General features: G+C 73.8%; 22 protein-coding genes and 3 tRNA genes. 3 read left to right on the plus strand and 22 right to left on the minus strand.

From position 1 onward, the window contains the following. Positions 1–107: 107 nt before the first annotated feature. The 10 genes from ACFWPI_RS03375 to ACFWPI_RS03420 all read right to left on the minus strand — a co-directional run bounded on the left by ACFWPI_RS03375 (position 108) and on the right by ACFWPI_RS03420 (position 6,622). Positions 108–1,415 carry a hypothetical protein gene (locus tag ACFWPI_RS03375; protein WP_380336878.1) on the minus strand — a complete coding sequence of 436 codons (1,308 nt, stop codon included), beginning with the start codon at positions 1,413–1,415 and terminating at the stop codon, positions 108–110. Positions 1,416–1,512: 97 nt separating this feature from the next. Next, a tRNA-Ala gene (locus ACFWPI_RS03380) sits at positions 1,513–1,585 on the minus strand. 325 nt (positions 1,586–1,910) lie between these two features. Then, positions 1,911–1,983: transfer RNA gene (locus ACFWPI_RS03385), tRNA-Ala, on the minus strand. A gap of 43 nt (positions 1,984–2,026) precedes the next feature. Further along, positions 2,027–2,099 (minus strand) — tRNA-Ala (locus ACFWPI_RS03390). 224 nt (positions 2,100–2,323) lie between these two features. Next, positions 2,324–2,971: a histidine phosphatase family protein gene (locus tag ACFWPI_RS03395; RefSeq protein ID WP_063351096.1), complete on the minus strand. Its 648-nt coding sequence runs from the start codon at positions 2,969–2,971 to the stop codon at positions 2,324–2,326. Then, complete coding sequence (gene rsfS, locus ACFWPI_RS03400; RefSeq protein WP_063347541.1) at positions 2,968–3,426, minus strand: ribosome silencing factor; 459 nt, start codon at positions 3,424–3,426, stop codon at positions 2,968–2,970. The genes ACFWPI_RS03395 and rsfS overlap by 4 nt, the downstream gene beginning before the upstream one ends. A gap of 130 nt (positions 3,427–3,556) precedes the next feature. After that, on the minus strand, positions 3,557–5,398 hold the full coding sequence (locus ACFWPI_RS03405) for an LCP family protein (RefSeq protein ID WP_380424548.1): 1,842 nt from the start codon (positions 5,396–5,398) through the stop codon (positions 3,557–3,559). 12 nt (positions 5,399–5,410) lie between these two features. Next, entirely contained in the window at positions 5,411–6,043 is a 633-nt protein-coding gene (gene nadD, locus ACFWPI_RS03410) for a nicotinate-nucleotide adenylyltransferase (RefSeq protein ID WP_063347543.1), read from the minus strand. 124 nt (positions 6,044–6,167) lie between these two features. Beyond that, positions 6,168–6,323 carry a hypothetical protein gene (locus ACFWPI_RS03415; RefSeq protein ID WP_167745857.1) on the minus strand — a complete coding sequence of 52 codons (156 nt, stop codon included), beginning with the start codon at positions 6,321–6,323 and terminating at the stop codon, positions 6,168–6,170. 152 nt (positions 6,324–6,475) lie between these two features. Continuing rightward, complete coding sequence (locus ACFWPI_RS03420) at positions 6,476–6,622, minus strand: hypothetical protein (protein WP_159398425.1); 147 nt, start codon at positions 6,620–6,622, stop codon at positions 6,476–6,478. 248 nt (positions 6,623–6,870) lie between these two features. Between ACFWPI_RS03420 and ACFWPI_RS03425 the strand changes: the two genes are divergently transcribed. Beyond that, the gene (locus tag ACFWPI_RS03425) at positions 6,871–7,965 is read left to right on the plus strand and encodes a M48 family metallopeptidase (protein WP_063347544.1); all 1,095 of its coding nucleotides are present in this window, start codon (positions 6,871–6,873) and stop codon (positions 7,963–7,965) included. 42 nt (positions 7,966–8,007) lie between these two features. Here the strand turns inward: ACFWPI_RS03425 and ACFWPI_RS03430 are convergent, their stop codons facing one another. Then, positions 8,008–9,420 carry a DUF2079 domain-containing protein gene (locus tag ACFWPI_RS03430; protein ID WP_380371275.1) on the minus strand — a complete coding sequence of 471 codons (1,413 nt, stop codon included), beginning with the start codon at positions 9,418–9,420 and terminating at the stop codon, positions 8,008–8,010. 129 nt (positions 9,421–9,549) lie between these two features. Between ACFWPI_RS03430 and ACFWPI_RS03435 the strand changes: the two genes are divergently transcribed. Together ACFWPI_RS03435 and ACFWPI_RS03440 are read left to right on the plus strand one after the other, a co-directional pair. Continuing rightward, positions 9,550–10,227, plus strand: a complete 678-nt coding sequence (locus tag ACFWPI_RS03435) for a response regulator transcription factor (RefSeq protein WP_380371273.1) — start codon at positions 9,550–9,552, stop codon at positions 10,225–10,227. Further along, positions 10,217–11,797 carry an ATP-binding protein gene (locus ACFWPI_RS03440; RefSeq protein ID WP_380371271.1) on the plus strand — a complete coding sequence of 527 codons (1,581 nt, stop codon included), beginning with the start codon at positions 10,217–10,219 and terminating at the stop codon, positions 11,795–11,797. Before ACFWPI_RS03435 ends, ACFWPI_RS03440 begins: the two co-directional genes overlap by 11 nt. Here the strand turns inward: ACFWPI_RS03440 and ACFWPI_RS03445 are convergent. The 11 genes from ACFWPI_RS03445 to ACFWPI_RS03495 form a co-directional block, all read right to left on the minus strand. Further along, the gene (locus tag ACFWPI_RS03445) at positions 11,794–12,852 is read right to left on the minus strand and encodes a hypothetical protein (protein WP_063347548.1); all 1,059 of its coding nucleotides are present in this window, start codon (positions 12,850–12,852) and stop codon (positions 11,794–11,796) included. The genes ACFWPI_RS03440 and ACFWPI_RS03445 overlap by 4 nt on opposite strands. Before the next feature lie 116 nt (positions 12,853–12,968). Continuing rightward, positions 12,969–13,547: a hypothetical protein gene (locus tag ACFWPI_RS03450; protein WP_063347549.1), complete on the minus strand. Its 579-nt coding sequence runs from the start codon at positions 13,545–13,547 to the stop codon at positions 12,969–12,971. A gap of 123 nt (positions 13,548–13,670) precedes the next feature. Continuing rightward, positions 13,671–14,993 carry a glutamate-5-semialdehyde dehydrogenase gene (locus ACFWPI_RS03455; protein ID WP_380371269.1) on the minus strand — a complete coding sequence of 441 codons (1,323 nt, stop codon included), beginning with the start codon at positions 14,991–14,993 and terminating at the stop codon, positions 13,671–13,673. A gap of 95 nt (positions 14,994–15,088) precedes the next feature. Beyond that, positions 15,089–15,613, minus strand: coding sequence for a hypothetical protein (locus tag ACFWPI_RS03460; RefSeq protein ID WP_380371267.1), 525 nt, complete (start codon positions 15,611–15,613; stop codon positions 15,089–15,091). A gap of 168 nt (positions 15,614–15,781) precedes the next feature. Further along, positions 15,782–16,918 (minus strand): glutamate 5-kinase, encoded by a 1,137-nt coding sequence (gene proB / locus ACFWPI_RS03465; RefSeq protein WP_063347552.1) that lies wholly within the window; start codon positions 16,916–16,918, stop codon positions 15,782–15,784. Between the two features lie 311 nt (positions 16,919–17,229). Then, a complete protein-coding gene (gene obgE / locus ACFWPI_RS03470) occupies positions 17,230–18,708 on the minus strand; it encodes a GTPase ObgE (protein ID WP_063347553.1) in 1,479 nt (492 codons plus the stop codon). 100 nt (positions 18,709–18,808) lie between these two features. Beyond that, a complete protein-coding gene (gene rpmA / locus ACFWPI_RS03475) occupies positions 18,809–19,066 on the minus strand; it encodes a 50S ribosomal protein L27 (protein WP_030309712.1) in 258 nt (85 codons plus the stop codon). A 14-nt stretch (positions 19,067–19,080) separates the two neighbouring features. Beyond that, the gene (gene rplU / locus ACFWPI_RS03480) at positions 19,081–19,398 is read right to left on the minus strand and encodes a 50S ribosomal protein L21 (RefSeq protein WP_063347554.1); all 318 of its coding nucleotides are present in this window, start codon (positions 19,396–19,398) and stop codon (positions 19,081–19,083) included. A 233-nt stretch (positions 19,399–19,631) separates the two neighbouring features. Then, positions 19,632–23,240 (minus strand): ribonuclease E/G, encoded by a 3,609-nt coding sequence (locus ACFWPI_RS03485; protein WP_380371263.1) that lies wholly within the window; start codon positions 23,238–23,240, stop codon positions 19,632–19,634. A gap of 432 nt (positions 23,241–23,672) precedes the next feature. Continuing rightward, positions 23,673–24,434, minus strand: coding sequence for a TIGR03936 family radical SAM-associated protein (locus ACFWPI_RS03490; protein WP_063347556.1), 762 nt, complete (start codon positions 24,432–24,434; stop codon positions 23,673–23,675). 308 nt (positions 24,435–24,742) lie between these two features. Then, on the minus strand, positions 24,743–26,686 hold the full coding sequence (locus ACFWPI_RS03495; protein ID WP_063347557.1) for a TIGR03960 family B12-binding radical SAM protein: 1,944 nt from the start codon (positions 26,684–26,686) through the stop codon (positions 24,743–24,745). Positions 26,687–26,971 lie beyond the last annotated feature (285 nt).

Genomic DNA, 26,971 nt, shown 5'->3' on the forward strand with positions numbered 1-26,971 from the left:
GCCCCCGCACGGACCTCACCGCCGACCCGGGAAGCCCCCCACCACACGCAGCCCCCGCCCCACCGACGCCGCCCCCGCCCCCGCCCCCGCCCCGCCACACACAGACCTCACCGCCCCGCCGACGCCGACGCCGCCCGCGTCGCCGCGTCGAAGTCGCGCAGCGCCCGCGCCAGCCGCTCGGACTGCATGCCCGCCGCGAGCGCCCGGGCGAGCGACGCGGTGCGGGCGGCCTCCCGCTGGTCGCCGAGGCGCCGGTGGGTCTCGGCGAGGCGGACCATCAGCAGCGCCTTGGACCGCCCGCGGCCGGCCCCCAGCCCGGCGACGGCCTCGGCGAGCAGCGCCTTGGCCATCCGGTGCTGGCCGAGTGCCAGCCGCCCCTCCCCCACCATCCCGGCGAGTTCGGCGCGGGCCGCCTCCGTGCCGGGCACGCCGTCGAGTTCGGCGAAGGCCCGGGCGGCGGCGGCCTCGGCCTGCTCGGCCTCGCCCCGGCGGCCGTGCGCGCGGGCGATCCGGCCGAGTTGCCGGGCCCGGCCGACGGGGCTCAGTACGGAGCCGTGCCGGGCCAGGGCGGTGTTGAGCGCGGCGACGGCGTCCAGGCCGCGCCCTCCGGTGCCCTGGGTGGCGAGCACCACCAGGCCGCCGAGCACGGCGACGCCGAGCCGGACGTCGCCGCTGACGTGGGCGGCCCGCAGGGCGGCGACGAAGGCGCGCTGGGCGGCCGCGTCGTGGCCGAGGTCGTACGCGGCCCAGCCGGCCAGCCGGGCGAGCCGGCTGGCCGTGCCGTACAGCTCGCGGCCGACCCGTTCGTCGTAGGCGCCGAGTTCCAGCAGCTTGGCCAGCATGGCGAGTTCGGCCCGGGTGGGGCCGAGGACGAGTCCGCCGCCGCAGGAGCGTTCGAGCCGCTGCTTGCTGCGGTAGGACAGGCCGAGGTCGCCGACGAGGCCGGGGTCGATGCGCAGCGCCCCTTCGCCGCCCCCGACGGGCGGGGGCGGGGAGGCGAGCCGTTCGGCGGCCTGGTCGAGGTCGGCGCCGCGGAAGAGGTCGGTGAGGCGGACGGGCCCGGCGTCGGTGGCGGCCTCGCGCAGCGCGGTCTGGGCGGTGTCGGCGGTCCACGGGTCGGTGAGCAGCCGGGGCGAGAGGATCTTGGCGCCGCGGTGGCCGCCCATCCGGCCCCAGAGCTGTTCGTAGGTGACGGCGATGCCGAGGGTGCGGCTGAGCACTTCGCAGACGGTCTGGTCGTGCGGGCTGCGCGGCACCATGCCGCGGTCGCGCCACTTGTAGGGGGCGGTGGAGCTGATGGCCAGGCCTGGCGGCAGGGCGAGGCTCACCTCGCGGGCGAGCCGTTCCGGACTCCAGCCGAGCTGGTGCAGTATCCGGGCCAGTTCCTCGTTCCGCCTTCGCTCCAGATCGGCCATGGAACGACGGTAGCGGTCTTTCCGGCCCTTCCGCCGGTGGCATGCGCAGAACGCCGAAGGGCCGCCTCCCATTTCGGGAGGCGGCCCTCGACTGCTGTGGAGCTACGGGGAATTGAACCCCGGACCTCTTGCATGCCATGCAAGCGCTCTACCAACTGAGCTACAGCCCCTTGACCTGCGATGTCACCGGAGGCTTTCGACCGTTTCCGTCCGGTTTCCCTCGGCGACATCGCCCACTTTACACGGTCCCGGGGGTGCTCCACGAATCCGTTCCCAGGGGCCCGCGTTCCCGCTCCCTCAGGCCCCCGCTCCCCCTCCCCGAGACCCGCGCTCCCGCCCCCGGGGCCCGCGCCCCCACTTCGGGACCCGCACTGCCACCCCCGGGCCCGCAGGTCACCCCGGAGGCGCCCCGGCGACGGGAACTGGCAGACCCACAGAGGCGGCCCGGCAACGCGAGAGGCCGCCACCCGATGGGTGACGGCCTCTCAACTACTGTGGAGCTACGGGGAATTGAACCCCGGACCTCTTGCATGCCATGCAAGCGCTCTACCAACTGAGCTACAGCCCCGCGACACGGGCGCTCCTGATCGAACAGGATCGCTGGTGCGGAGTGGAGCTATGGGGAATTGAACCCCAGACCTCTTGCATGCCATGCAAGCGCTCTACCAACTGAGCTATAGCCCCGCAGTCGTCGGATCTCCCGCTTCCCTTCCGGGCCGCGTTCCTTCCCTGCGAACGAGGAAAACTCTAGCTGGTCAGGGCCGGAACTGCGAAATCCGCCCCTGCGAAGCCCCTGCACGCCCCTGGCGAGCCCCCGGCAAGCCCCTGCATGCCCGCAACCCCGCCCGCACCCCACCCCACCCCGCGACGCGCCCGTCGCTCAGGCGTCATCGCTCAGGCGTCGTCGCTCAGGTGTCGTCGCCGATGACCGGCTGCGGGAGCGTGCCCGCGTTGTGCTCCAGCAGGCGCCAGCCGCGCGCCCCCTGTCCGAGCACCGACCAGCAACAGTTGGACAGCCCGCCGAAGCACTCCCACTGGACCGGGTCCAGGTCCAGCAGCCGCCCGAGCATGGTGCGGATGGTGCCGCCGTGGCTGACCACCACCAGCGTCCCGTCCTCCGGCAGCTTGTCGACGGCCTCCAGCACGACCGGCACCGAGCGGTCGGCGACCTCGGTGGCCAGTTCGCCGCCGCCGCGCCGCACCGGCTCGCCGGCCGCCCAGGCCGCGTACTCCTCCGGGAAGCGGTCGCGGATCTCGGCGTTGGTCAGGCCCTGCCAGGAGCCCGCGTAGGTCTCCCGCAGGCCCTCGTGGTGCTGCACGTCGAGGCCGGTGACCTCGGCCAGTTCCTCGGCCGTGCGCTTGGCCCGGGTGAGGTCGGAGGAGATCAGCAGGTCGGGGCGCAGGCCGGAGAGCAGCCGGGCCGCCCGCTGGGCCTGGAGGACGCCCTGGTCGGTCAGTTCGATGTCCGTGGTGCCCTGGAAGCGGGACTCCAGGTTCCACGAGGTCTGGCCGTGGCGCCAGAAGACGACGCGCGGCCCCCGCCCGTCCCGGCTCAGTGCAGGTCCTCGGGCTTGCCGAAGTCGTCGGCCGGGGCGACGACGTTGCCGGCCTCGTCGGTGTGGGCGTCGGGCCGGTTGCGCGTGGCCAGGGCGTCCTCGGGCAGCGGCAGCTCGGGGCAGTCCTTCCAGAGGCGGTCCAGCGAGTAGAAGGAGCGCTCCTCGGAGTGCTGGACGTGCACGACGATGTCCAGGTAGTCGAGCAGGATCCAGCGGCCGTCGCGCTCGCCCTCGCGGCGCACCGGCTTGATGTCCAGCTGCTCGCGCAGCTGGTCCTCGATCTCCTCGGCGATCGACCGGACCTGGCGGTCGTTGTTGGCGGAGGCGATCAGGAAGGCGTCGGTGATCGACAGCACCTCGCTGACGTCGAAGGCGATGATGTTGTGCGCGAGCTTGTCGGCCGCCGCCTGCGCGGCGACGGTGATGAGCTGCTGGCTGTGGTCGGTGACGGTCACGGTGTTCTTCCGGCTCGGCGGCTTGGGGGGCGACCCCTGGCTCCTGGCCGGGGGTCGCCTTCCAGGATCTCACGCCGCCCGGGCGGCCCCGGAACGCTTTTCCGGGGCCGCCCGGGCCGGAGGCCGCGGCCTACTGGCTCTTCGGCGGCTGGTAGTCCTTGCCGAGCACGACCACCAGGTCCGCGTTCTGGGCGTCGCCGACCTTCTTCACCGCCGTGTCCGGCAGTCCGAGGCTGATCGCCAGCGACTTCGCCGCGGCCTGCCGGGCGTCGTCGGTGTAGCGGATCTCACTGGCGGCCTGCGCGGCGGTCTTGGAGCCGGGCAGGAAGGTCAGGCCGGAGTTCACGATCTGGACCTGTGCGGCGGCCGCCGCCTGGTCGTTGCCGGTGGCGTCCTGGAGCGAGACCCGGGCGGGGGCGTCGGCGGAGGCCGCGGACTTCACGGTGCCGCCGAGCACGTCCTTGACCTGCTTGCCGGCGGTGGCCTCGTCCAGGCCGCCGTCCGGTTTGACGGTCAGCGCGGTGGTGCCGAGGTGGCCGTCCTTCGCCTGCTGGGCGAGCTGGGCGAGCACTCCGGCGAGGGCGTCCTCGGGCAGCGAGGGGTCGAGCACCGCGTTCATCCGGTGCACGTCGTCCTTGGCGTCCTTGAACTCGGTGGGCATGGTGCGCACCACCGCGTCCATCACCTGTCCGAACCGGGCCAGTTGGGCGTCCCGGTTCTCGCCGGGCGCCTGGAGGGTGGCGTACGCGACCGCGGCCTTCCCGTTCAGCAGGGTGTTCTTGCCGGCCGCGGACAGCAGCTTGCCGTCCGGCTTGCCGCCCTCGTGGGTCTCGGCGTTGGTGTCCACCCGGACGCCGCCGAGCTGGGAGACCAGCATCTCCAGGTAGGGGGTGTCCAGCCGCCAGGTGCCCGCGACCGGGGCGCCGAGCACGGTGGACAGGCCGTCGCGGGTCGCGGAGGCGCCGATGCTGTCCATGGCCTGGCCGACGGTGGTGACCGGCGGGTCGCCGGGGCCGGGCAGCCGCAGGGTGTCGGGCAGCAGCAGCACGGTGCCCTTCTTCCCGGTGGAGTCGTTGACCAGCAGCGCGCTGGAGACCTTGCCCTGGAGGTCGCGCAGGTGGACCACGCTGACCTGGCGCGGACCGGCCGCGCTCGCCGCGGTCTGCTTGTCGCCGGTGAACCAGAGGTAGCCGCCGGTGCCGGCCGCCGCGAGCGCCACCACCACGCCGAGGCCGATCAGCCGGTTGCGCAGCCGGCGGCGGCGCTCGGCGCGCACCTCGCTGCGGGACTCGGCGAACTTCAGCCAGTCGATGACGTCCTCGGACTCCTCCCCCTCCTCGTCGACGAAGGTGAACTCGTCCGTGGGGTAGTCGTCCTTGGCGGCCTTGCCTCCAGGCTTGCCGCCGGCCTTGCCGGCCCGGGCCCCGCCGACCAGTTCGGACGGCGGCTCGGGCTTGGCGCCCGCCGCCTCGGCGGCGGGCCGGGGCACGCGCGGGCGCGGCGGCGCGGGGGCGACGGGGGCGCCGGGCGCGGACGCGGCGGGCGCAGGCGCGACGACGGCCTCGGGCTCGACCGCCGCCGGCGCACCCGCCGCCGGGTAGGCCTGCTGCTGGTAGCCGCCCCCGGCCTCCGGCCCGGGCGACCCCCATGCGCCGTACGCCGGGTCCTGGTAGCCGTAGCCCCCCTGCTGCTGGTACGCCTGCACGGGCTGCCCGTACTGGTCGTACTGCTGCTGGTCGTACTGCTGCTGCGGGGGCTGCTGGTACGCCTGGTACGGCTGCTGCTCCTGGTAGCCGCCGTACGGGTCCCCCGTGTACACCGGCTGCCCGTACTGGTCGTACTGCTGCTGCTCCGGGACCTGTTCGGGCTGCTGCTGGTAGCCCCCCTGGTACTGCTGGTACTGCCCGGTCGACCAGTCCTCCGGCTGCTGCTGGTGCTGGTGCTGCCGGCCTCCGCCGCTTCGCTCGGTCACGCCCGCTCCTGGTCAGGTCCGGTGCGGCGCGTAGAGCGCCCGCTTGTCGATGTAGCGGACCACGCCGTCCGGGACGAGGTACCAGACCGGTTCGCCCTTGGCGACCCGGTTGCGGCAGTCCGTGGAGGAGATGGCCAGCGCGGGGACCTCGACCAGGGAGACCCCGCCCACCGGGAGTCCGGCGTCCGACAGGGTGTGTCCCGGGCGGGTGCACCCGATGAAGTGCGCGAGCGAGAAGAGCTCGTCGGAGTCGCGCCAGGACAGGATCTGGGCGAGCGCGTCGGCGCCGGTGATGAAGAAGAGGTCGGCGTCCGGGTGCTGGGAGTGCAGGTCGCGCAGGGTGTCGACGGTGTACGTCGGGCCCTCGCGGTCGATGTCGATCCGGCTGACCGAGAACTGCGGGTTCTCGGCGGTGGCGATGACCGTCATCAGGTAGCGGTCCTCGGCCGGGGTGACGTGGCGGTCGCTCTTCTGCCACGGCTGCCCGGTCGGCACGAAGATCACCTCGTCCAGGTGGAACGCGCTCGCCACCTCGCTGGCGGCGACCAGGTGGCCGTGGTGGATCGGGTCGAAGGTGCCGCCCATCACCCCGAGGCGCTTCTTCACCGGTTCCGGTCCGCCGGGATTCCCGGCCTGCTCTCCCATGCCGCCACACCTTACGCGACGCCCGTTACGGTGCGGGAACGCCCGGGTGGGGGTTGTCCGAAGACGCGTGAGGGAGCGGCCGGCCGGTACGCCGGACGCTCCCCGAGCGGCCCCGGGAGGCGGCTCAGCGGTCCCGGTTGAAGCGGGTGGTCACGAAGAGCAGGAGCGCCAGGATGAACAGTGCGGCGCCACCCGTCAGGTACGGGTTCAGGCTCTCGTGGTTGCCCCCCTCGCTCTCGGCGAGCAGGTTCAGGACGGGGAGTGCGGCGGCAGTGTTCATGGTCGGCGGGACCTTCTCGGCTCGGGTGAACGGACCAGGGGTTCTTCCGGGCCGGTGAAGGCCCACCTGTCATCGTACGGGGGCTTACCCGGCAACCGCTCGGCGGCCCACCGCCGCTGACCGGGCGTGAGCCCGAACCGGGGCGGCGGTGCTCAGTTGCCGCGGAAGGCGCGCGCCATGATCCAGACCAGCAGGCCGACGCCGACGAACGACGCCACCACGATGATCCGCAGGAACAGGCCCGGGCCGGCCTCGTTGGAGATGGGTGCGGCCAGGCTGACAAGCGCGTCGGTGGACATCTGCGGGGCTCCTCGAACTGCTCGGTACCGCGGCCGGATCCGGTCTCGGTTCTCCAGGACATTCAGGGTAGACCGGCCTCACACCGGCGCCGCCCACCGGCCCCTGCGGCGTGGCCCGGCCCGCGCGTACGCTGCCCGTGGGGACGAGTACGCAACCGCGGACGTTGCAAGGACAGTCGTTGCAGGCGTAGACCAGCGGGGGCCGGCCGCCGAGCCGGGGCCGCCGTCGACCAGGAGGTACTCAGACCATGACCGACCCGACCGCGAAGACCCCGAGCCGGCGCCGCCAGCGCTTCCCCGACATCTCCACCCGCGCCTGGGAGCACCCCGCGGACCGTTCCGCCCTGGTCGCCCTGCGCAAGCTCACCGGCTTCGACGACGTCCTGAGGAAGCTCGCCGGGCTGGTGTCCGAGCGCTCGATCCGGCTGATGTTCCTGGCCACCGCCGTGAAGACCTCCGAGCGCCAGTTCCCCGAGCTGTACGACATGGTGCGCGACGCCGCCTACGTGCTCGACCTGGAGCAGGTCCCGGACCTGTACGTCACCCAGGACCCGACGGTCAACGCGTACTGCATCGGCATCGACACCCCGATCATCGTGATCACCAGCGGCCTGATCGAGCTGCTCGACGAGGAGGAGCTGCGCTCGGTCATCGGCCACGAGGTCGGCCACGCGATGTCCGGCCACGCGGTCTACCGGACGATGCTGATGATCCTCACCAACATCGCCACCCGGGTCGCCTGGGTGCCGCTCGGCAACCTGGCGATCATGGCGATCGTCACCGCGCTCAAGGAGTGGTTCCGCAAGGCGGAGCTGTCCAGCGACCGGGCCGGCCTGCTCGCCGGGCAGGACGTCCAGGCGTCCATGCGCGCCCTGATGAAACTGGCCGGCGGGCACAACCTGGCCGAACTGAACGTCGACGCCTTCCTGGAGCAGGCCGAGGAGTACGACAAGGCCGGCGACCTGCGCGACGGCGTGCTCAAGCTGCTCCAGCTGCTGCCGCAGAGCCACCCGTTCGCGGTGGTACGGGTCGCCCAGCTGAAGAAGTGGGCGGAGAGCGACGAGTACCGCTCGATCCTGGCCGGCGCCTACCCGCGCCGCACGGACGACCCGGACACCTCGGTCGGCGAGCAGTGGAAGGCCGCCGCCGACCACTACACGACCTCGGTGAAGGAGAGCAAGGACCCGCTGATGGGCCTGATCCGCGACGTGGCCGGCGGCGCCGCGACCGTCGGCGGCAAGCTCCGCGACACCTTCGCCGACACGTTCACCGGCGGCTCCCGCGGCGGTTCCGCCACCCGCGAGGACGGCCGCACCGACCGGGGCGAGCGCACCGACGGCTGACCCGCCGCACCCGCGCCGACGGCCGGTGCGCCCCGCCCGGGGTCACCGGCCGTCGGCCTGCCCCGGCTGCCAGTGGTACACCGCCACCCCGGCCCCGTCCGCCACCCGCCGGTACCCGCCGCCGTCGACCAGGCCGGCCAGGAACCGCCGCTGCTCCGCCACCGGCACCGGGAAGCCGTCCGGCTCCTCCAGCACCGCCACCCACTCCGCCACCGGCCGCCCCCAGCCGCCCGGCCCGCCCGCACCACCCGGCGGCGTCAGGTACGGGAACAGCGACACCGTGCAGCGCCCGGTCAGCTGCGGCGCCAGACGGTTGGCGGCGGCCACCCGGGCGCCGTCCGGGACGACCGCCAGCACCCGGCGCACCTGCGCCGCCCGCCCGTCGCCCCGCCAGGCGTCCCCCGACAGCACGCCCGCCACCGGGCCGGTCGCGGTCAGCGCCACCGTGACGGCGAGCATCCCCGCCGCCACCGGCAGCCCCCGGCCCAGCCGGCCCAGCCGGGACAGCCGGGACAACAGCAGGCCCGCCCCGTGCAGCCCCGCCGTGAACAGCAGCGGCACCAGCACCGCGTCGTAGTGCTGCCCGGTGCGCCAGAACGCCGGATTGTCCACCCAGAACCGGGCCGCCAGCAGCACGCCCGCCAGCAGCACCAGCGGCGAGCGCAGCGCCAGCAGCAGCGTCGGCGCCAGCAGCAGCAGGACGGTCAGCGCCTTGACCGCCGGGAACAGCAGCCGCGCCAGCGGGTTCCCGCCGCCGTACTCCCCCATGTGCCCGTACGTGTACTCGCCGCCCGGGTTGAGCGCCGGAATCACCACCAGGGTGACCAGCAGGCCGGCCGCCACCGCCGCCAGCACGGTGACCGCCCCCAGCCGGCGCCGCCCGCGCCACCACACGTAGCCGCCGACCGCCGCGACCAGCAGCGCCTGGTCCTCCTTGACCAGCAGCAGCGGCAGCGCCCACGCCACCGCCGGGCCGTACCGCTCCCGGGCCAGCGCCACCACCGCGGCCGCCGCGAGCGGCACCGCGAAGGCCACCTCGTGGAAGTCGAACGCCACCGCGCTCTGCAACCCCGCCGACAGCCCGTACGCGACCCCGGCGACCGCCCCGCCCGCCGTCCCCAGCACCCGCACCGCGTACGCCGTCACCGGTACCGCGGACAGCGCCACCAGCACCGCCTGCGCCACCAGCAGCGTGCCCGCCCCCGGCCAGAGCCGGTAGAACGGCGCCAGCACCGCCAGCACCGGACTGAAGTGGTCGCCCAGGAGGTTGAAGCCCGTGCCCTTCAGCGCGACCACCGGTGCTTCGAGCCGGGCGTAGGCGCGCACCGCCTCCTCGAAGATGCCCAGGTCGAAACCCGAACTCTCCAACCGGCCGTATCTGGTGAGCGAGACGGCGGCGTACAGCGGGGCGAGCAGGGCGGCCACCGACCACGGCAGCACACGTCGGAAATCCATGACCCGGACGCTAGGAATTCCCCACTGAAGGGAAACTGAGGAAAGCTGAGGAAAACTTCAGCTCGGATATCCCGGGCAAGCCGGTCAAGGCCGTTGCGGGAAAACGTAATTCCCCCAAGGATGTCCGTCATGCGGCTACTGATCATCGAGGACGAGGAGCGGCTCGCGCAGTCCCTGAGGCAGGGGCTGGCGGCCGAGGGATACGCGGTCGACCTGGCCCACGACGGCGTCCACGGGCTCGAACTCGCCCTCACCGAGCCCTATTCGGCGATCGTGCTCGATCTGATGCTGCCCGGCCTCAACGGCTTCAAGGTCTGCCGCGAACTGCGCGCCACCGGAAATTCCGTACCGATTCTGATGCTCACCGCGAAGAATGGCGAGTACGACGAGGCCGAGTCGCTGGACTGCGGCGCGGACGACTTCCTCAGCAAGCCGTTCTCCTACGTCGTCCTCACCGCCCGGCTGCGCGCCCTGCTGCGCCGCGGCGCCGCCGCCCGCCCGCCGGTGCTCGCGGTCGGCGCGCTGCGGATCGACCCGGCGGCCCGCCGCTGCACCGCCGCCGACCGACAGGTCCGGCTCACCACCAAGGAGTTCGCCGTGCTGGAATGCCTGGCCCACCGCCCCGGCGAGGTGGTCCCCAAGGGCGGCATCCTGGACACCGTCTGGGACGCCGCCTTCCGGGGCGACGTGAACATCGTCGAGGTCTACGTCGCCGCCCTGCGGCGGAAACTGGACGTGCCCGGCATCGGCTGCCGGATCGAGACGGTGCGCGGCGCCGGATACCGGCTGGTGCCCGATGCACACTGACCGCCTCCGCCCGCTGCTGCGCCCCTGGCACCGCTCCTCGCTCCGCATCCGCGCCGCCCTCGGCGCGGCCCTCGCCTCCGTGCTGGCCTTCTCGGTGGCCGCCCTCTGGGTCGGCGGCGCGGTCCACGACCAGTGGACGGCCGTCGCCGAGAAGCAGGCCCAGGAAAGTGCCCAGCTCGTCGCCCACGACATCACCACCGGCACCCAGACCTGGACCTCGACCCTGAAGGAGTCGTTCCTGCTGGTCCTGGCCGACGGCCAGGTGGCCTTCCCGCTCGCCCCCGACGGCCAGGGCAGCATCACCATCTACCCCGACAAGAAAGAGACCGGGGCCAACACCCTGCTGGGCGAGTACGCGGGCCTGCCGCCCGAACCCTTCGCACCCCTCCCGCCCTACCCCCAGGACGTCTCCCCCGCGCACACCGAGCGGGTCCGGATCACCCTGCCCGACCACACCCGGCTGTTCCACCTGCCGGAGAACGGCCCCTCCCTCATCGGCCGGGACGTCACCATGATCAAGCGGGTCACCGACCCGGTCTCCTCCCGGACCCTGCGGCAGTACACCGGCATCCTGGGCATGCCGGAGCAGCGCGTCACCGTCTACCTGCTGGTCAACCCCACCGTCGCCGACCAGGCCGAGGACCGGATCACCGGCATCCTGCTGCGCTACGTGCTGCCCGCCGCGACCCTGTTCACCGCCCTGATCGCCTGGCTGGTCACCGGCCTGGCGCTGCGGCCGGTGGAGTCGATCCGCCGGGGCATGGCCCGGATCGGCGCCGGGGCCTTCCACGAACGCGTCCCGGTGCCACCCTCGCGGGACGCCATCGCGCGGCTGGCCGAGACCACCAACACCACGCTCGGCCGACTGGAACACGCGATCGACGAGCAGCGCCGACTCGTCTCGGACGCCTCGCACGAGCTGCGCAGCCCGCTGGCCGCGCTGCGCAACTCGCTGGAGGTCCCGCTGGCCCACCCGGCGGGCGTGGAGTGGCCGCAGGTGGTGCGCGACGCGCTCACCGACACCGAGCGGCTACAACTGCTCACCGACGACCTGCTGCTGCTCGCCGCCGTCGAGGAGCCCACCGGGCCGCTCGGCGGCGAGCCGGTGGACCTCGCCGACCTGGTCGGCGAGCAGGTCGCCGAACGCGCCCACCCGTCCACCGGCGGGCCCGCCTTCCTGGCCGTCTCCCTGGAGCCCGCGCCCGTCCCGGGCAGCGAGCTGCGGCTGGGCCGGCTGGTGCGCAACCTGCTCGACAACGCCGCCCGGCACGCCCGCACCGCCGTCGCCGTCTCGGTGACCGTCGAGGACGGGCACGCCGTGCTGACCGTCACGGACGACGGCCCGGGCATCCCGCCCAAGGACCGGGAGCGGGTCTTCGACCGGTTCGTCCGGCTGGACGACGCCCGCTCCCGCGACTCCGGCGGCGCCGGCCTGGGCCTCGCCCTGGTCCGCTCGATCGCCCGCGGCGTCGACGGCACCGCCGCCTTCACCGACCCGCCCCCGCCCGGCCCGGGCGCCCGCGCGGTGGTCCGCCTCCCGCTCGCCGCCGGCGCCCCGGACGGGCCCTAAGGCGCGAGCACCCCGCACACCTGCCAGGCCGGCTGCGCGTGGTTGCCCGGATCGATCGGCGCCGGCGGCGGGACCTGGGTGCCCTGCGGGGTGGCCAGCACCGGCTGGAGGAAGCCGGCCATCGAGGTGGTGCAGGGCTCCGGCCCGGCCTGGATCACCGAGTCCACCAGCCGCAGCTGGGCCGAGGCCAGGTCGACCCGGTCGAACTGGAAGGTCAGCTGCCGCCGGACGGTCTCCAGGGTGACGGGCGCACCGGCCGCGGCTCCGGCCGGCTTCAGCGCGTAGACGAAGGTGTGGTCGGTGGTGATCTGCAGCGTGCCGCCGTCGGCCTCGTCGATCCGCATCGCGCCGGTCACCTTCACGGTGTCGGCGGCCAGCGCGACCTGCGCCGGGTCGAAACGCACCAGCCAGCCGGTCAGCGCGTGGTGCCGGTCGTCGACCGACTGGGTCACGCTGGTGTCGAACTGGGCCTGCTCCCCGGGGGTGACGAAGGCCCGCACGTCGGCGGTCGCGCCCTGGACGAGGGTGGCCGGGGCCAGCGAGGAGGCCACCAGGTAGCGCTGGACGGTGTCGAGCGCCTTGGTCACCTCGACCCGGCTGAAGTGCTCGGTGGCGGCCCCGGTCGGGGTGCCCAGTCCGATCGCCCCGTCGCTGTACCCGACCGGCAGCGCGGCGAACGGATTGGCCGGGTCGGCGACCGGCCGGACCACCGAGGCCGGGCTCAACGCGACCAGGCTGACGGTCAGTTGGCTGCCCTCGGGCCGGGCCGAAATCCGGTTCGGCGAGCTGACCCCGAAGTACACCGCGGCCCCGAAGGCCAGCAGCACGAGCAGCAGCAGGGCGAGCGCCTGCCGCGGCACGCTGCCCAGCGGGCCGAACCGCACCCGCGGGCGGGTCGCCCGGCCGAAGGACCCGGCCAGCCGCTCCCGGGCGGACAGCTCCTGGATCCGGGCAGCCCGGACGAAGGACTCGTCGAAGACGACGGACCGGAACTCGTCCTCATTGCCGGAACCACCGTCGGGCGCACCCTCAGGAGGCTCTCGCGGGTCACCCATGACACCAGGGTAAGGCGCGCCCTCGCCCCTCCACGAGGGTGCGACCGCAGATTCCCGGGAACGCCCCGCAACCGCCCGCCCCGGCGCGCACCACCCCTGCGCCACGCCCTACGACGTCACCCCGCAGGTGCCGTGACCACGAGCGACGGCTCGGCCGGCGCGGGCCTCGGGTCGGTCCCGGGGCTGCTGCTGCCGGACTCCGGGCGCCGGGGCGCGCCGGAGGAGCCGCCCACGCCCTGGTAGATCGCCGCGACCGCGACGGCCACCAGGCTCACGCCCATGATCACGGCGAGCACCCAGGCCACCGGCCGGTGCCAGCGCTGCTGGGCCACGTACCGCCCGCGACCGCGCCCCGGGTCGTAGCCGCGTCGGCGCCGGCCCGGGCGGCCGGTCGCCCGGCCGGGGCCCGACCAGGGATCGGGGTACAGGTGGTCGTCGTCCAGTCCGCTCGGGTGCGGGCGCAGCTCCAGCGGCAGCCCGTCCCCTGCGGTGACGTCATAGCCCCAGACCGGGCCCGCGGTGTCCGGCTCGAACCGGGCCTCGGCGGCGGCGAGCTGCCGCTCCTTGGCCGTCGGCTCGTGCACGGCGGCGGACCGGACGAAGGCCTCATCGAAGACCACGGTGGCGAACTCGTCGTCCGCACCACCGTGGTCGGCGCCGTCGGGGTACGGCGAGCCCCCCACATCGTCAGCCACGGATTCAGCGTATTACCGGGCGGCCGATTTGTCTGTGGCTCATCGCAGTTGGTCCGTCACACGTGTGACGCGGGCCGCTGCCGACCGCCCCGGGGCCCGGCCGGCCCGCCGCGCGGGCCGCGCTCAGCGCACGTCCGCGTCCCCGCCCACGGTCTGCGTCGCCTCGCCGCGCACGTGCCCGTCACCAGTGACGATGTACTTGGTGCTGGTCAGCTCGGGCAGGCCCATCGGGCCGCGGGCGTGCAGCTTCTGGGTGGAGATGCCGATCTCCGCGCCGAAGCCGAACTCGGCGCCGTCGGTGAAGCGGGTGGAGGCGTTGACGGCCACCGTGGTCGAGTCGACCAACCGGGTGAAGCGCCGGGCGGCGGCCTGCGAGGTGGTGACGATCGCCTCGGTGTGGCCGGAGGACCAGCGGCGGATGTGCTCGACGGCGGCGTCCAGCGAGGGCACCACGGCCGCGGCCAGGTCGTAGGACAGGTACTCGGCGCCCCAGTCCTCGTCGGTGGCGGGCACCACGGTGGCGGCGCCGCCCTCGGCGGCCTTGAGCACCGCGTCGTCGCCGTGCACGGTCACCCCGGCCTCGGCGAGGGCGGCCAGCGCGAGCGGCAGGAAGGCGTCCGCGACGTCCTGGTGGACGAGCAGCGTCTCGGCCGCGTTGCAGACGCTGACCCGCTGCGCCTTGGAGTTCAGCAGGATGCCGACGGCCATCGCCAGGTCGGTCTGCGCGTCCACGTAGACGTGGCAGTTGCCGGTGCCGGTCTCGATCACCGGCACGGTCGAGCCCTCGACCACCGTGCGGATCAGCGAGGCCCCGCCGCGCGGGATCAGCACGTCGACCAGGCCGCGGGCGCGCATCAGCTCCTGGACGGAGTCCCGGCTCTCGCCCGGGACGAGCTGGACGGCGTCGGCGGGCAGCCCGGCCGCGGCGACCGCGTCCCGCAGGACGGCGACCAGCGCGGTGTTGGAGCGGTAGGCGGAGGCCGAGCCGCGCAGCAGCACGGCGTTGCCGGACTTGAGGCAGAGCGCGGCGGCGTCCACCGTGACGTTCGGCCGGGCCTCGTAGATGATGCCGACCACGCCGAGCGGCACCCGCACCTGGCGCACGTCCAGGCCGTTGGGCAGGGTGTAGCCGCGCAGGACCTCGCCGACCGGGTCGGGCAGGCCGACGACGTCGCGCACGTCGGAGGCGATCGCGGCAATCCGCTCGTGGTCGAGGCTCAGCCGGTCGATCACCGACTCGGCGGTGCCGGCCGCGCGGGCCCGGGCCACGTCCTCGGCGTTGGCGGCGGTGATCTCGGCGCTGCGGGCCACCAGGGCGTCCGCGATCGCCAGCAGCGCGGCGTCCTTCGCCTTGCGCGGCAGCGGGGCGAGCGCGGCGGCGGCCTCCCGGGCTCGGCGCGCTACGGCGAGGACGGGGCTGTCGGCGGTGGCGAGGTCGCTGGTCATGCGCCAAGGGTAGCGACTGCGCAGGGCCCGCCGAGCGGCCATTTCGCCTGGCGGGACGGCCCGGTGAGACGGTTCTCCCCTGCGCCTCACCCCCCTCAGTACGGGTGCACCCCGCCCAGGTGCGGCGGCGGATCGCCGAAGCCCTCCGCCACCCGCTTGTGGTACGTCGCCCGGTCGACCACCTCCAGGCCGACGATCTCCCACGGCGGCAGGTTCGCGGTGACCTTGTGCTCGCCCCACAGCCGCAGCGCGATCGCCGCCGCGTCGTGCAGGTCCCGGGCCTGCTCCCAGTACCGGATCTCGGCGTGGTCGGCGGCGTAGCGGGCGGTGAGGAAGAACGAGTGGTCGTGCGCCAGCCGCTCCAGCGAGACGCGCAGCGAGGACAGCGGGGTGACCTGCCCGGACACGCTCAGCACCACGTGCCAGAGCCTGGCCTGCTCGGGCACGGTGGGCGGCTCCCCCGGGTCCGCGTGCTGCGACCGCGGCCTGCGCGTCCTGCCGGGCCCCTGCGGCGGCGGACCGGCCGGCTCGGCGGGTCCGTCCCCGCGTCCGCCGTCGATGCTGGTCAGCCGCCGGCCCGCCGTCCCTGCGGTCAGCGTTGCCTCGCTTCTGCGTTCCACCGGCGGCCTCCTGTTCGGCGATGTCGTGTCGTCCCCCGCACCGGACCCGCCGGCCCGCGGCCGACCGGTACGGCTGCACCGCTCCTCGCCCGCGGCCGGGCCACTCCCCGTACGGGGCGGCCCGCCGACCGCGCTCAACCGATCGGCCGGTACCGGCACACCGGCCGGTCAGCCGCGCAGAACGACCAGGTCGTCGCGGTGGACGACCTCACGCTCGTACGCGGCGCCGAACTCCTGGGCCAGGTCGCGGGTGGACCGGCCGAGCAGGCGGGGCAACTCCCTCGCATCAAAGTTGACCAGTCCGCGAGCCACGATGTGGCCGTTTTCGGCAAGAAGGTCCACCGGATCACCCGCCGTGAACTCCCCGTCCACCTTGGTGACCCCGGCGGGCAGCAGCGAGGCGCCGCCGGAGACGACGGCCGTGACGGCGCCCGCGTCGAGGTGCAGGGCGCCGCGCGGGCTGCTCGCGTGGGCCAGCCAGAGCATCCGGTCGGAGGTGCGGCTGCCGGTGCGCAGGAACAGGGTGCCGGTGCGCCGTCCGGCCAGCGCGTCGGCGGCCTGGCTGGCGGCGGTGAGCACCACCGGGATGCCCGCGCCGGTGGCGATCCGGGCCGCCTCGACCTTGGTGACCATGCCGCCGGTGCCGACGCCGGCCTTGCCCGCGCTGCCGATCTCGACGCCGTCGAGGTCGTGCGGGCCGCTCACCTGGTCGATCCGGCTGGTGCCGGGCCGGGCCGGGTCGCCGTCGTAGAGGCCGTCCACGTCGGAGAGCAGCACGAGCAGGTCGGCCCGGACCAGGTGGGCGACCAGCGCGGCCAGCCGGTCGTTGTCCCCGAACTTGATTTCGGCGGTGGCGACGGTGTCGTTCTCGTTGACGATCGGCATCGCACCCATCGCCAGCAGCTGGTCGAGGGTGCGGTAGGCGTTGCGGTAGTGGGCGCGCCGGCTGGCGTCCTCGGCGGTGAGCAGCACCTGGCCGACCCGGATGCCGTACCGGGCGAAGGAGGCGGTGTAGCGGGCGACCAGCAGGCCCTGGCCGACGCTGGCGGCGGCCTGCTGGCGGGCCAGGTCCTTGGGCCGCTGGTCCAGGCCGAGCGGGGCCAGGCCGGCGGCGATGGCGCCGGAGGAGACGAGGACGACCTCTGGCGCGTCCGGGCGGCTGCGCACCTTGGCCAGCGCGTCCACCAGGGCGTCGACCCGGTCGGCGTCCAGGCCGCCGGCCGCCGTGGTGAGGGAGGAGGAGCCGACCTTGACGACGATCCGCCGGGCGGTCAGCACCTCCTCGCGCAGTGAGTCCTCGCTCATCTCGCTGTACGCCCTTCCGATGTGGTGCGGGTGCGGCGGGCCGGGCCCGGCCGTCACTCCCGAAATCTACGCGATCCGCGCAGGTCGCCCGCAGGGTGTTTCACCGGCTGGACCGGCGCCGCCACGGCCGGGCCGCCGGTCCGGACGGCCGGCACGGCCCGGCCGACCCGCTGAAGCCCCGGGCCTCCCGAGCGAAGTGACGCTCCGTCAGTTCCGGACGGGGGCCGGACACGCGAACGGCCCCCACCGCCCCGGAGGGTGGTGGGGGCCGTTCGCCCGGGCCGGCTCAGGACGCGTCCCGGCCGGCCGGGTCACTCCTCGTCGTCGCCCTCGTCGATGGCGGCCGGGCGGGTGCTGGAGAGCGCCTCGAAGGCGAGGAACTCGGCCTCGGCCGCGTCCCGGCCCTTCTGCTTCTCGCGGCGGCGGTCGACCGCCGGGCGCGGGCTCTCCAGGCGGTGGTCCTCACCGCGGCGGCCGAGCATCTCGGCGCCGGCGGCCATGGTCGGCTCCCAGTCGAAGACGACGGCGTTCTCGTCCGGGCCGATGATGACGGTGTCGCCCTCGTGCGCCCCGACCTTCCACAGCTTGTCCTCGACGCCGAGGCGGGCCAGCCGGTCGGCGAGGTAGCCGACGGCCTCGTCGTTGGAGAAGTCGGTCTGGCGGACCCAGCGCTCCGGCTTGGTGCCGCGGATGCGGTAGGCGCCGTCCTCCTCGGTGATGGTGAAGCCCTCGTCGTCCACGGCCTTGGGCCGCAGCACGATCCGGGTCGACTCCTCGACCGGCTTGGCGGCGCGGGCCTCGGCGACGATCTGCGCCAGCGCGAAGTTCAGCTCGCGCAGGCCCTTGCGGGAGGCGGCGGAGACCTCGAACACCTGGTAGCCGCGCTCCTCCAGGGACTCCCGGGTGAGGTCGGCGATGTCCTGGCCGTCCGGCACGTCCACCTTGTTGAGCGCGACCAGGCGCGGGCGCTCCTCCAGACCGCCGTACTCGGCCAGTTCGGCCTCGATGGTCTCCAGGTCGGTCAGCGGGTCGCGGCCGGGCTCCAGGGTGGCGCAGTCCAGCACGTGCACCAGCACCGAGCAGCGCTCGACGTGCCGCAGGAACTCCAGGCCCAGGCCGCGGCCCTGGCTGGCGCCGGGGATCAGGCCGGGCACGTCGGCGATGGTGTACACGGTGTCGCCGGCGGTGACCACGCCGAGGTTGGGGATCAGGGTGGTGAACGGGTAGTCCGCGATCTTCGGCTTGGCCGCCGAGAGCACCGAGATCAGCGAGGACTTGCCGGCGCTCGGGTAGCCCACCAGGGCCACGTCGGCGACGGACTTGAGCTCCATCACGATGTCGCGGGCCTCGCCGGGCTCGCCGAGCAGCGCGAAGCCGGGCGCCTTGCGGCGGGCCGAGGACAGCGCGGAGTTGCCGAGGCCGCCGCGGCCGCCCTGGGCGGCGACGAAGCTGGTGCCGTGCCCGACCAGGTCGGCCAGCACCTCGCCGTTGCGGTCCAGCACCACGGTGCCGTCCGGCACCAGCAGGACGAGGTCGCCGCCGTCCGCGCCGGTGCGGTGGCCGCCCGCGCCGGGCTTGCCGTTGGTGGCCTTGCGCTTGGGCGAGTGGTGGTACTCCAGCAGAGTGGTGACCTGCGCGTCGACGGTGAGGATGACGCTGCCGCCCTCACCGCCGTTGCCGCCGTCGGGGCCGCCGAGCGGCTTGAACTTCTCCCGGTGCACGGAGGCGCAGCCGTGGCCCCCGTTACCCGCGGCGACGTGAAGTTCGACGCGGTCCACGAAGGTGGTCATGGTGTGCCTCCAGTGTGCGAAAGTCTGCTGCTACCTGCGTAAAGCATGAAGGGTGGACCGGAACATTCCGGCCCACCCTTCACTGTGAGTCTGGTGTGACTCAGGCCTCGACGGCCACGATGTTGACGACCTTGCGGCCGCGGCGGGTGCCGAACTGCACGGCACCGGCGGTCAGCGCGAACAGGGTGTCGTCGCCACCGCGACCGACGCCCGCACCCGGGTGGAAGTGGGTGCCGCGCTGGCGCACGAGGATCTCGCCGGCGGAGACGACCTGGCCGCCGAAGCGCTTCACGCCGAGGCGCTGGGCGTTCGAGTCACGGCCGTTACGGGTAGAGCTTGCGCCCTTCTTGTGTGCCATATCTCGCTATCCCCTTACTTGCTGACCGAGTCGATGCTGGTGATGCGCACCGCGGTGTGCTTCTGACGGTGACCCTGGCGACGGCGGTAGCCGGTCTTGTTCTTGTAGCGCAGGATGATGATCTTGTCACCCTTGGTCTGGTCGACGACCTCGGCGTGGGTCTTCACACCGGCCAGGACCCACGGGTCGGACGTGACGGCTTCGCCGTCGACGATCAGGATGGTCGAGAGCTCGACCGAGTCACCCGGCTTGGCCTCGATACGGTCGATCTCCAGCACGTCGCCGACGGCGACCTTGTGCTGGCGGCCGCCTGCGCGAACGATCGCGTACATGCGGTACCTGCTTTCCTTACTCGGTCGGAACTCCCGACGCCAGCCGCCTGGGTACGGACACAGGGGCCTCTCCCCGCCCGCTGCCGCGCGAACGCGGCGCTTCGGGAAGGTGATGTGCTCGGGAGCGTGTGGCGTAGACACGCCGAGGGTCAAGAATACGGACCGGCCGCCCGGGGGGCAAACCGGCCCGTACGGCCCGGGGCGGGAAGGGTCCCGCCCCGGGCGCGTGGGCACTACTCGGCCGCCGTATCACCTTCGGCGGCCGCCGCCTTCTTGGCCGCCGCGCTCGTCCGCTTGGTCGCGGTCTTGCGGGCGGTGGTCTTCTTGGCCGCCGTGGTCGTCTTCTTGGCGGCGGTCTTCTTCGCGGCGGTCTTGCGGGCGGCCCGCTTCTTGGGCGCCGGAGCCTCCTCCGCGGACGGCTCCTCGGCCTCGGCCTCGGCGGCCGGGGCCTCCTCCGCCGGGGCCTCGACGACGGCCTCCGCGGTCTCGACGGCCGGGGTCTCCTCCGCGGGCGCCTCGACGACGGCCTCCACGGCCTCGACGGCCTCGGGGGTCACCACGGCCGGGGCGGCCGGGGTGGCAGCCTCCAGGGCCGCCTCCAGCGCCGCGTCGGCCCGCGCCTGGAGCACCACGATCTCGGCCTCGCCCGGCGCCCCGGCCGGAGCCGTCGCCTTGCGGACCGCGCGGCGGCGGGTGCGGCCGGCCGGAGCCGCCGCGGCGGCGGGGATCTCGACCAGGTCCGGCTGGGCGGCCGGGGCCTCCTCGACGGCCTCCGCCTCGACGCCCGGGACCTCCAGGGCCAGCTGGCCCTCGATCTCCTCGCGCACCGGCTCGCCCTCGACGACCACCTCGGCCACCGCGGCCTCGACGGCCTGCGGCTCCTCGGCGGCCGCCCCGCCCTTGCCCCGGCGACGGCGCTTGCTGCTGCCCGCGGCCGCCTCGGCCGACACGGCCGGGGTGTGGACGTGGGCGCTCGGCTGCTCCATGTGAACGATCACGCCGCGGCCGTTGCAGTGCACGCACGGCTCGGAGAAGGACTCCAGCAGGCCCTGGCCGACCCGCTTGCGGGTCATCTGGACCAGGCCCAGCGAGGTGACCTCGGCCACCTGGTGCTTGGTCCGGTCCCGGCCCAGGCACTCCAGCAGGCGGCGCAGCACCAGGTCCCGGTTGGACTCCAGCACCATGTCGATGAAGTCGATCACGATGATGCCGCCGAGGTCGCGCAGCCGCAGCTGGCGCACGATCTCCTCGGCCGCCTCGATGTTGTTGCGGGTGACCGTCTCCTCCAGGTTGCCGCCCTGGCCGACGAACTTCCCGGTGTTGACGTCGATGACGACCATCGCCTCGGTGCGGTCGATCACCAGCGAACCGCCGCTGGGCAGCCAGACCTTGCGGTCCAGCGCCTTCATCAGCTGCTCGTCGATCCGGTAGGTGGCGAACACGTCCACCTCGGAGGTCCACCGCTGGAGCCGCCCGGCGAGGTCCGGGGCCACGTTGGAGACGTAGTCGTGGATGGTGCTCCACGCCTCGTCGCCGGAGACGATGACCTTGGTGAAGTCCTCGTTGAAGATGTCGCGGACGACCCGGACGGTCATGTCCGGCTCGCCGTACAGCAGCGCGGGGGCGTTGCCGGTCGCGGCCTTCTTCTGGATGTCCTCCCACTGCTGCTGCAGCCGCTGGACGTCGCGGGTCAGCTCCTCCTCGGAGGCGCCCTCGGCGGCGGTACGCACGATGACGCCCGCGTCGTCCGGGACGATCTTCTTGAGGATCTGCTTCAGGCGGGCGCGCTCGTTCTCGGGGAGCTTGCGCGAGATACCGGTCATCGAGCCCTCGGGCACGTAGACCAGGTAGCGGCCGGGCAGCGAGATCTGGCTGGTCAGGCGGGCGCCCTTGTGGCCGATCGGGTCCTTGGAGACCTGCACCAGCACGGACTGGCCGGACTTCAGCACCGACTCGATCCGGCGCGGGCCACCGTGGCCCAGCGCACCGAAGTTGACCTCGCCGGCGTACAGCACGGCGTTGCGGCCCTTGCCGATGTCGACGAAGGCGGCCTCCATCGACGGCAGCACGTTCTGGACCTTGCCCAGGTAGACGTTGCCGACGTACGAGGTGGCCTGCTCCTTGTTGACGTAGTGCTCGACCAGCACGCCGTCCTCGAGGACGCCGATCTGGGTCCGCTGGCCGTTCTGGCGCACCACCATGACGCGCTCGACCGACTCGCGGCGGGCCAGGAACTCGGCCTCGGTGATGATCGGCACCCGGCGGCGGCCCAGCTCGCGGCCCTCGCGGCGGCGCTGCTTCTTCGCCTCCAGACGGGTCGAGCCCTTGATGGACTGCACCTCGTCCGGGTCGAAGGACGGCTCGGTGGAACGGCGGCGCGGCTCGCGCACCTTCACCACCGTGCGGACCCCGTCCTCGGTGGTCTCGGCGGTCTCGACGGCACCGGCCTCACCGCTGCGGCGGCGACGACGGCGACGACGGCGGGACGAGGACAGGCCGGCGGCCAGGTCGTCGTCGTCCTCGACGTCCTCCTCGACGTCCGCGGCCGGCTCCTCGACGACGGACTGCCCGGTCTCGACGGCCTCGGCCTCGAACTCCTCGGCCTCGCCACGGCGACGACGGCGGCCGCCCCGACGGCGACGGCGCGACGGACGGTCGTCCTCCCACTCGCCCTCGGTCTCCGGACCGGCGACGGGGGCCTCGACGACGGGCGCCTCGACCGGCACCTCGACGACCCGCTCGACCGGCTTCGCCTTCTCGGCGGCCTTCGCCCTCTCGACGGCCTTGGCCTTCTCGGCCTTCTCCGCCCGCTCGGCCCGCTCGGCGGCCTTCCGCTCGGCGGCCTTCGAACGGCTCGGCGGCTGCACCCGCACCGAGGTGCGCACCCGGCGGCGGCGGCCGACGCCGCTGTACTCGAACTCGTCCTCCTCGCGCTGCGCGGCGGCCGGGGCCTCGACCGGCGCCGGGGCGGCGGCGGGCTGCTGCTGCGCCTGCGGCTGCACGGCGGGAGCCGGGGTGGCGGCCGGGGCGGCGGCGGGCTCCTGGAACACCGGAGCCTGGAAGATCGCGGTGGACGGGCGGACCGCACGGCGGCGCACCCGGTGGGTCGGCTCGGCGGCCGGCGCGGGCTGGACGGCCACGGCCTCCTCGACCGGCTCCTCCTCGACGGGCTCCTCCGCGGCGGCGGGCTCCTCGACCGGGGTCTCGACGACCGGCGCGGCCTCGACCACGCGGCGGCGACGGGCCCGGCGGGCCGGAGCGGCGGGGGCCTCCTCGGCAGCCGGCTCGGCGGCGGGGGCCTCGGCCACCGGGGCGGCGGCAGCGGGCTCCTCGGCCGGGGTCTCGGCGGCGGCCGGCGCCCCGGCGGGCGCCTCGGCGCGCTTGCGGGTGCGGCGGGCCCGGGCGGGCTTCTCCGCCTTCTCGTCCTTCTCGGCGGCCGGCTCAGCGGCCTTCTCGACCGGCTTCGCGGTCGCCTTCGCGCTCGTCTTCGCCGTCTTCTCGGCGGCGGGCGCCTCGGCGGCGGCCGGCTCGGTGACCACGACCGGGGTCGCCTCCGGCGTCCCGGCCGGAGCCTCGGCGCGCTTGCGGGTCCGGCGGGCCCGGACCGGCTTCTCGGCCACCGGCTCGGCGGCCGGTGCGGCCTGCGCCTCGGCGGCGGGTGCCTCGGCCTGGACGACCGTCTCGGCCGTCTCGGCGGCCGCACCCTGCGGGGTGCCCGCCGGGCGGGACACCGCACGGCGACGGCGGCGCGGCGGCGCCGCGGAGGTGCCTTCGCCGCCGGTCGGGGCGGTCTCGTTCTGTTCCGTCGCCGCGTTCTGCTGCGGATCGGTGTTATCGAGCATGCGGGTGGATCTCCCGTCAGGCCCCCGGGCTCCACATCCGGGCACGGCACGGCACCCGTGGCCGGCCGGCATCGCGAGGATGCTCGGGCCGGACCCTTTCACGGTGCCGCCGCGCGGACGCGAGGCCGCACAGGGGCTCGTAGTCTCGCTCGGCGCCCCGCCGCACGGCGGGGTGTCGAAAGTCTTCTGGTCTGACCAGTCTTCTGAGGTTTTCCCAAGCTGCGCCGTTCCCCAACCCCGGGTGGCTCCCGGACGGGGTTCCCGGGCCCACCGACCGTCCTGGTCGGCGGGCCTCAGGTGGCCGGCCTGTGCTGCGACGACGCTCGCTCCCCTGGGGAGCCGCGGGAACCTGGAGGACCGTCGGGCCCAGTGAGGCACTGGACCCGGCCTCCGCCCGTCAGGCGGACGCGGCCCCGCGCACCCCGGCGGCTGTCAGCCGGCCGGGGCCGCGGCGCGGTCGAGCGCCAGCGGGTCGGTCACCGTGCCGGACTCCTCGTCGAGCGGCCCCTGCGCCAGCCTGGTCACCTCTGCGGGGACCGGCGGCGCCAGGTCGGCCGTCACACGGAGACCGGACAATACGTCGTCGGGTCGTACGGCTGGTGTGGCGTGTCGTACTACCAGGCGCAGTATCGCACAGGGACGGCCGGTCCGAACATCGCGGTCCGCTTCGGCCGCCGTGTCCGCACCGTCGACGACCTGCGGCGCGGCGATCTCGAGCGCCGCCACCGGACCGCGCGCGTCGAAGACCCGCACGCCGTTCTTGGTCACGCGTTCGACCTCGACCCGCTCGGCGGCGAGGAACACCGCGACCGCGCGGGCGGCCTCCTGCGGCTCGACGCCGTCCAGCCGGACCAGCCACTCGGAGGCCTCCAGGCGCTCCACGAAGTTCGGCGTCCGGACCTCGACCGCATCGATCACGTCCAGTCCGGTCGGCAGCGACTCGTCCAGCTGTGCCCGCAGTTCCTCCGGGTCACGGAGGGCGGCCAGGCCGATCTCCAGGTACTCCGCCTCGCTCGCCACCCCGGTCGGGGCCGCGTTGGCGTAGGACACCTTCGGGTGCGGGGTGAAGCCGGCCGAATAGGCCATCGGCACGGAGGACCGGCGCAGGGCGCGCTCGAAAGCGCGCTGGAAGTCGCGGTGGCTGGTGAAGCGGAGCCGGCCGCGCTTGGTGTAGCGGAGACGGATCCGCTGCACCGTCGGCGCGGGCGGAGGACCGTCGGGCGTACGGCGTGCCAGGGTCGCTCAGTCCTTAGTCAGTTGTCCCCGTCCGGCGCGACGGCTGCCGCCGCTGTCCGGACTCTGTCACCTCAAAGGGTACGCGCCCCGCCACCCCCCTCGTCCCGCCCCTGGTCAGCCGCACCCCGACGCCCCCGGCCGCCGTCCGCTCGGCGAACGCATGGAGCCCTCCCCGATTCCCGGGGAGGGCTCCATCCGTCACTTCGAGCACGTCACGCGGCCCGGACCCACCCGATCCGCGCCATCCGTACCACCCGCACCATCAACTAGCCCTGCGGGGCAGCCCCGTTGACCACGGCCAGCGGCAGCAGCTTCTTCCCGGTGGGACCGATCTGGATCTTGAGGTCCATCTGCGGGCACACGCCGCAATCGAAGCACGGGGTCCAACGGCAGTCGTCGACCTCGACCTCCTCCAGGGCGTCCTGCCAGTCCTCCCAGAGCCAGTCCTTGTCGAGGCCGCTGTCCAGGTGGTCCCAGGGCAGCACCTCCTCGTAGGTGCGCTCGCGGGTGGTGTACCAGTCGACGTCGACGCCGGTGCCGGCCAGGCCCTTCTCGGCGGAGGCCATCCAGCGGTCGTAGGAGAAGTGCTCGCGCCAGCCGTCGAAGCGGCCACCGTCCTCGTAGACGGCGCGGATGACGGCGCCGATGCGGCGGTCGCCGCGGGACAGCAGGCCCTCGACGATGCCGGGCTTGCCGTCGTGGTAGCGGTAGCCGATGTTCTTGCCGTACTTACGGTCGCCGCGGATCGAGTCGCGCAGCTTGGCCAGCCGGGCGTCGGTGGCCTCGGCGGACAGCTGCGGGGCCCACTGGAACGGGGTGTGCGGCTTGGGCACGAACCCGCCGATGGAGACGGTGCAGCGGATGTCGTTCTGGCCGGTGACCTCGCGGCCCTTCTGGATGACGTTCTTCGCCATCGCGCCGATCTGGAGCACGTCCTCGTCGGTCTCGGTGGGCAGGCCGCACATGAAGTACAGCTTCACCTGGCGCCAGCCGTTGCCGTAGGCGGTGGCGACGGTGCGGATCAGGTCCTCCTCCGACACCATCTTGTTGATCACCTTGCGCATGCGCTCGCTGCCGCCCTCGGGGGCGAAGGTGAGGCCCGAGCGACGGCCGTTGCGCGACAGCTCGTTGGCGAGGTCGATGTTGAAGGCGTCGACGCGGGTGGACGGCAGCGACAGGCCGATCTTGTCGTCGCTGTAGCGGTCGGCCAGGCCCTTGGCGATGTCCCCGATCTCGGTGTGGTCGGCGCTGGACAGCGACAGCAGGCCGACCTCCTCGAACCCGGTCGCCTTCAGCCCGCGCTCCACCATCTCGCCGATGCCGGTGATGCTTCGCTCCCGCACGGGGCGCGTGATCATGCCGGCCTGGCAGAAGCGGCAGCCGCGGGTGCAGCCGCGGAAGATCTCCACGGACATCCGCTCGTGCACGGTCTCCGCGAGCGGGACGAGCGGCTGCTTCGGGTAGGGCCACTCGTCGAGGTCCATCACGGTGTGCTTGGACACCCGCCACGGCACGCCCGGGGCGTTCGGCACGACGCGGCCGATCCGGCCGTCGGCCAGGTACTCCACGTCGTAGAACTTCGGCACGTACACCCCGCCGGTGCGGGCGAGGCGCAGCAGCAGCTCGTCGCGTCCGCCCGGGCGGCCCTCGGCCTTCCAGCCGCGGACGAGCTCGGTGATGTCGAGCACGGCCTGCTCGCCGTCGCCGACCACCGCGCAGTCGATGAAGTCCGCGATCGGCTCGGGGTTGAACGCGGCGTGGCCGCCGGCCAGGACGATCGGGTCCTCGTCGGTGCGGTCCTTGGCCTCCAGCGGGATGCCGGCCAGGTCGAGCGCGGTCAGCATGTTGGTGTAGCCGAGCTCGGTGGAGAACGACAGGCCGAACACGTCGAAGGCCTTCACCGGGCGGTGCGCGTCCACGGTGAACTGCGGGACGTCGTGCTCGCGCATCAGCGCTTCGAGGTCCGGCCAGACGCTGTAGGTGCGCTCGGCGAGCACGCCCTCGCGCTCGTTGAGCACCTCGTAGAGGATCATGACGCCCTGGTTGGGCAGGCCGACCTCGTAGGCGTCGGGGTACATCAGCGCCCAGTGGACGTCGCAGGCGTCCCAGTCCTTGACGGTCGAGTTGAGCTCGCCGCCGACGTACTGGATCGGCTTCTGGACGTGCGGGAGGAGGGCCTCCAGGCGTGGGAAGACCGATTCGACAGTCATGTACTAGGAACCCTTACGACGTGATTCGGTGCCGCGCGCATCGGCAGGCGACGGCGGGGAGGGGTGACCCTCAAGGGTAGCCCAATCCGGGGAAAGGCCCGCTGGCTCACCCCCCGCCCGGGCCGGGCACCCGCCCGCGCTCCGGCGCGGCCGCCCCGGTCCGGCCCGCCCCGGCACGCGCAGTGCGCGCCCGCCGCCCGGCGCCGTCCGCCGTTGACATGCCCGGACCACCCATGCGGTACTGACAGGGCCTCGCCAGAGACCTCTGCACCCCTTCCGGACAAG

Source organism: Kitasatospora sp. NPDC058492, from assembly GCF_042720685.1.
GTDB lineage: Bacteria > Actinomycetota > Actinomycetes > Streptomycetales > Streptomycetaceae > Kitasatospora.

Excerpts from the sequence above, each read along its gene's own strand:
- ACFWPI_RS03375 (WP_380336878.1), bottom strand. The coding sequence starts at position 1,415 with ATGGCCGATCTGGAGCGAAGGCGGAACGAGGAACTGGCCCGGATACTG.
- nadD (WP_063347543.1), bottom strand. The coding sequence starts at position 6,043 with ATGGGAGAGCAGGCCGGGAATCCCGGCGGACCGGAACCGGTGAAGAAG.
- ACFWPI_RS03415 (WP_167745857.1), bottom strand. The coding sequence starts at position 6,323 with ATGAACACTGCCGCCGCACTCCCCGTCCTGAACCTGCTCGCCGAGAGC.
- ACFWPI_RS03420 (WP_159398425.1), bottom strand. The coding sequence starts at position 6,622 with ATGTCCACCGACGCGCTTGTCAGCCTGGCCGCACCCATCTCCAACGAG.
- ACFWPI_RS03425 (WP_063347544.1), top strand. The coding sequence starts at position 6,871 with ATGACCGACCCGACCGCGAAGACCCCGAGCCGGCGCCGCCAGCGCTTC.
- ACFWPI_RS03430 (WP_380371275.1), bottom strand. The coding sequence starts at position 9,420 with ATGGATTTCCGACGTGTGCTGCCGTGGTCGGTGGCCGCCCTGCTCGCC.
- ACFWPI_RS03435 (WP_380371273.1), top strand. The coding sequence starts at position 9,550 with ATGCGGCTACTGATCATCGAGGACGAGGAGCGGCTCGCGCAGTCCCTG.
- ACFWPI_RS03440 (WP_380371271.1), top strand. The coding sequence starts at position 10,217 with ATGCACACTGACCGCCTCCGCCCGCTGCTGCGCCCCTGGCACCGCTCC.
- ACFWPI_RS03445 (WP_063347548.1), bottom strand. The coding sequence starts at position 12,852 with ATGGGTGACCCGCGAGAGCCTCCTGAGGGTGCGCCCGACGGTGGTTCC.
- ACFWPI_RS03455 (WP_380371269.1), bottom strand. The coding sequence starts at position 14,993 with ATGACCAGCGACCTCGCCACCGCCGACAGCCCCGTCCTCGCCGTAGCG.
- proB (WP_063347552.1), bottom strand. The coding sequence starts at position 16,918 with ATGAGCGAGGACTCACTGCGCGAGGAGGTGCTGACCGCCCGGCGGATC.
- obgE (WP_063347553.1), bottom strand. The coding sequence starts at position 18,708 with ATGACCACCTTCGTGGACCGCGTCGAACTTCACGTCGCCGCGGGTAAC.
- rpmA (WP_030309712.1), bottom strand. The coding sequence starts at position 19,066 with ATGGCACACAAGAAGGGCGCAAGCTCTACCCGTAACGGCCGTGACTCG.
- rplU (WP_063347554.1), bottom strand. The coding sequence starts at position 19,398 with ATGTACGCGATCGTTCGCGCAGGCGGCCGCCAGCACAAGGTCGCCGTC.
- ACFWPI_RS03485 (WP_380371263.1), bottom strand. The coding sequence starts at position 23,240 with ATGCTCGATAACACCGATCCGCAGCAGAACGCGGCGACGGAACAGAAC.
- ACFWPI_RS03495 (WP_063347557.1), bottom strand. The coding sequence starts at position 26,686 with ATGACTGTCGAATCGGTCTTCCCACGCCTGGAGGCCCTCCTCCCGCAC.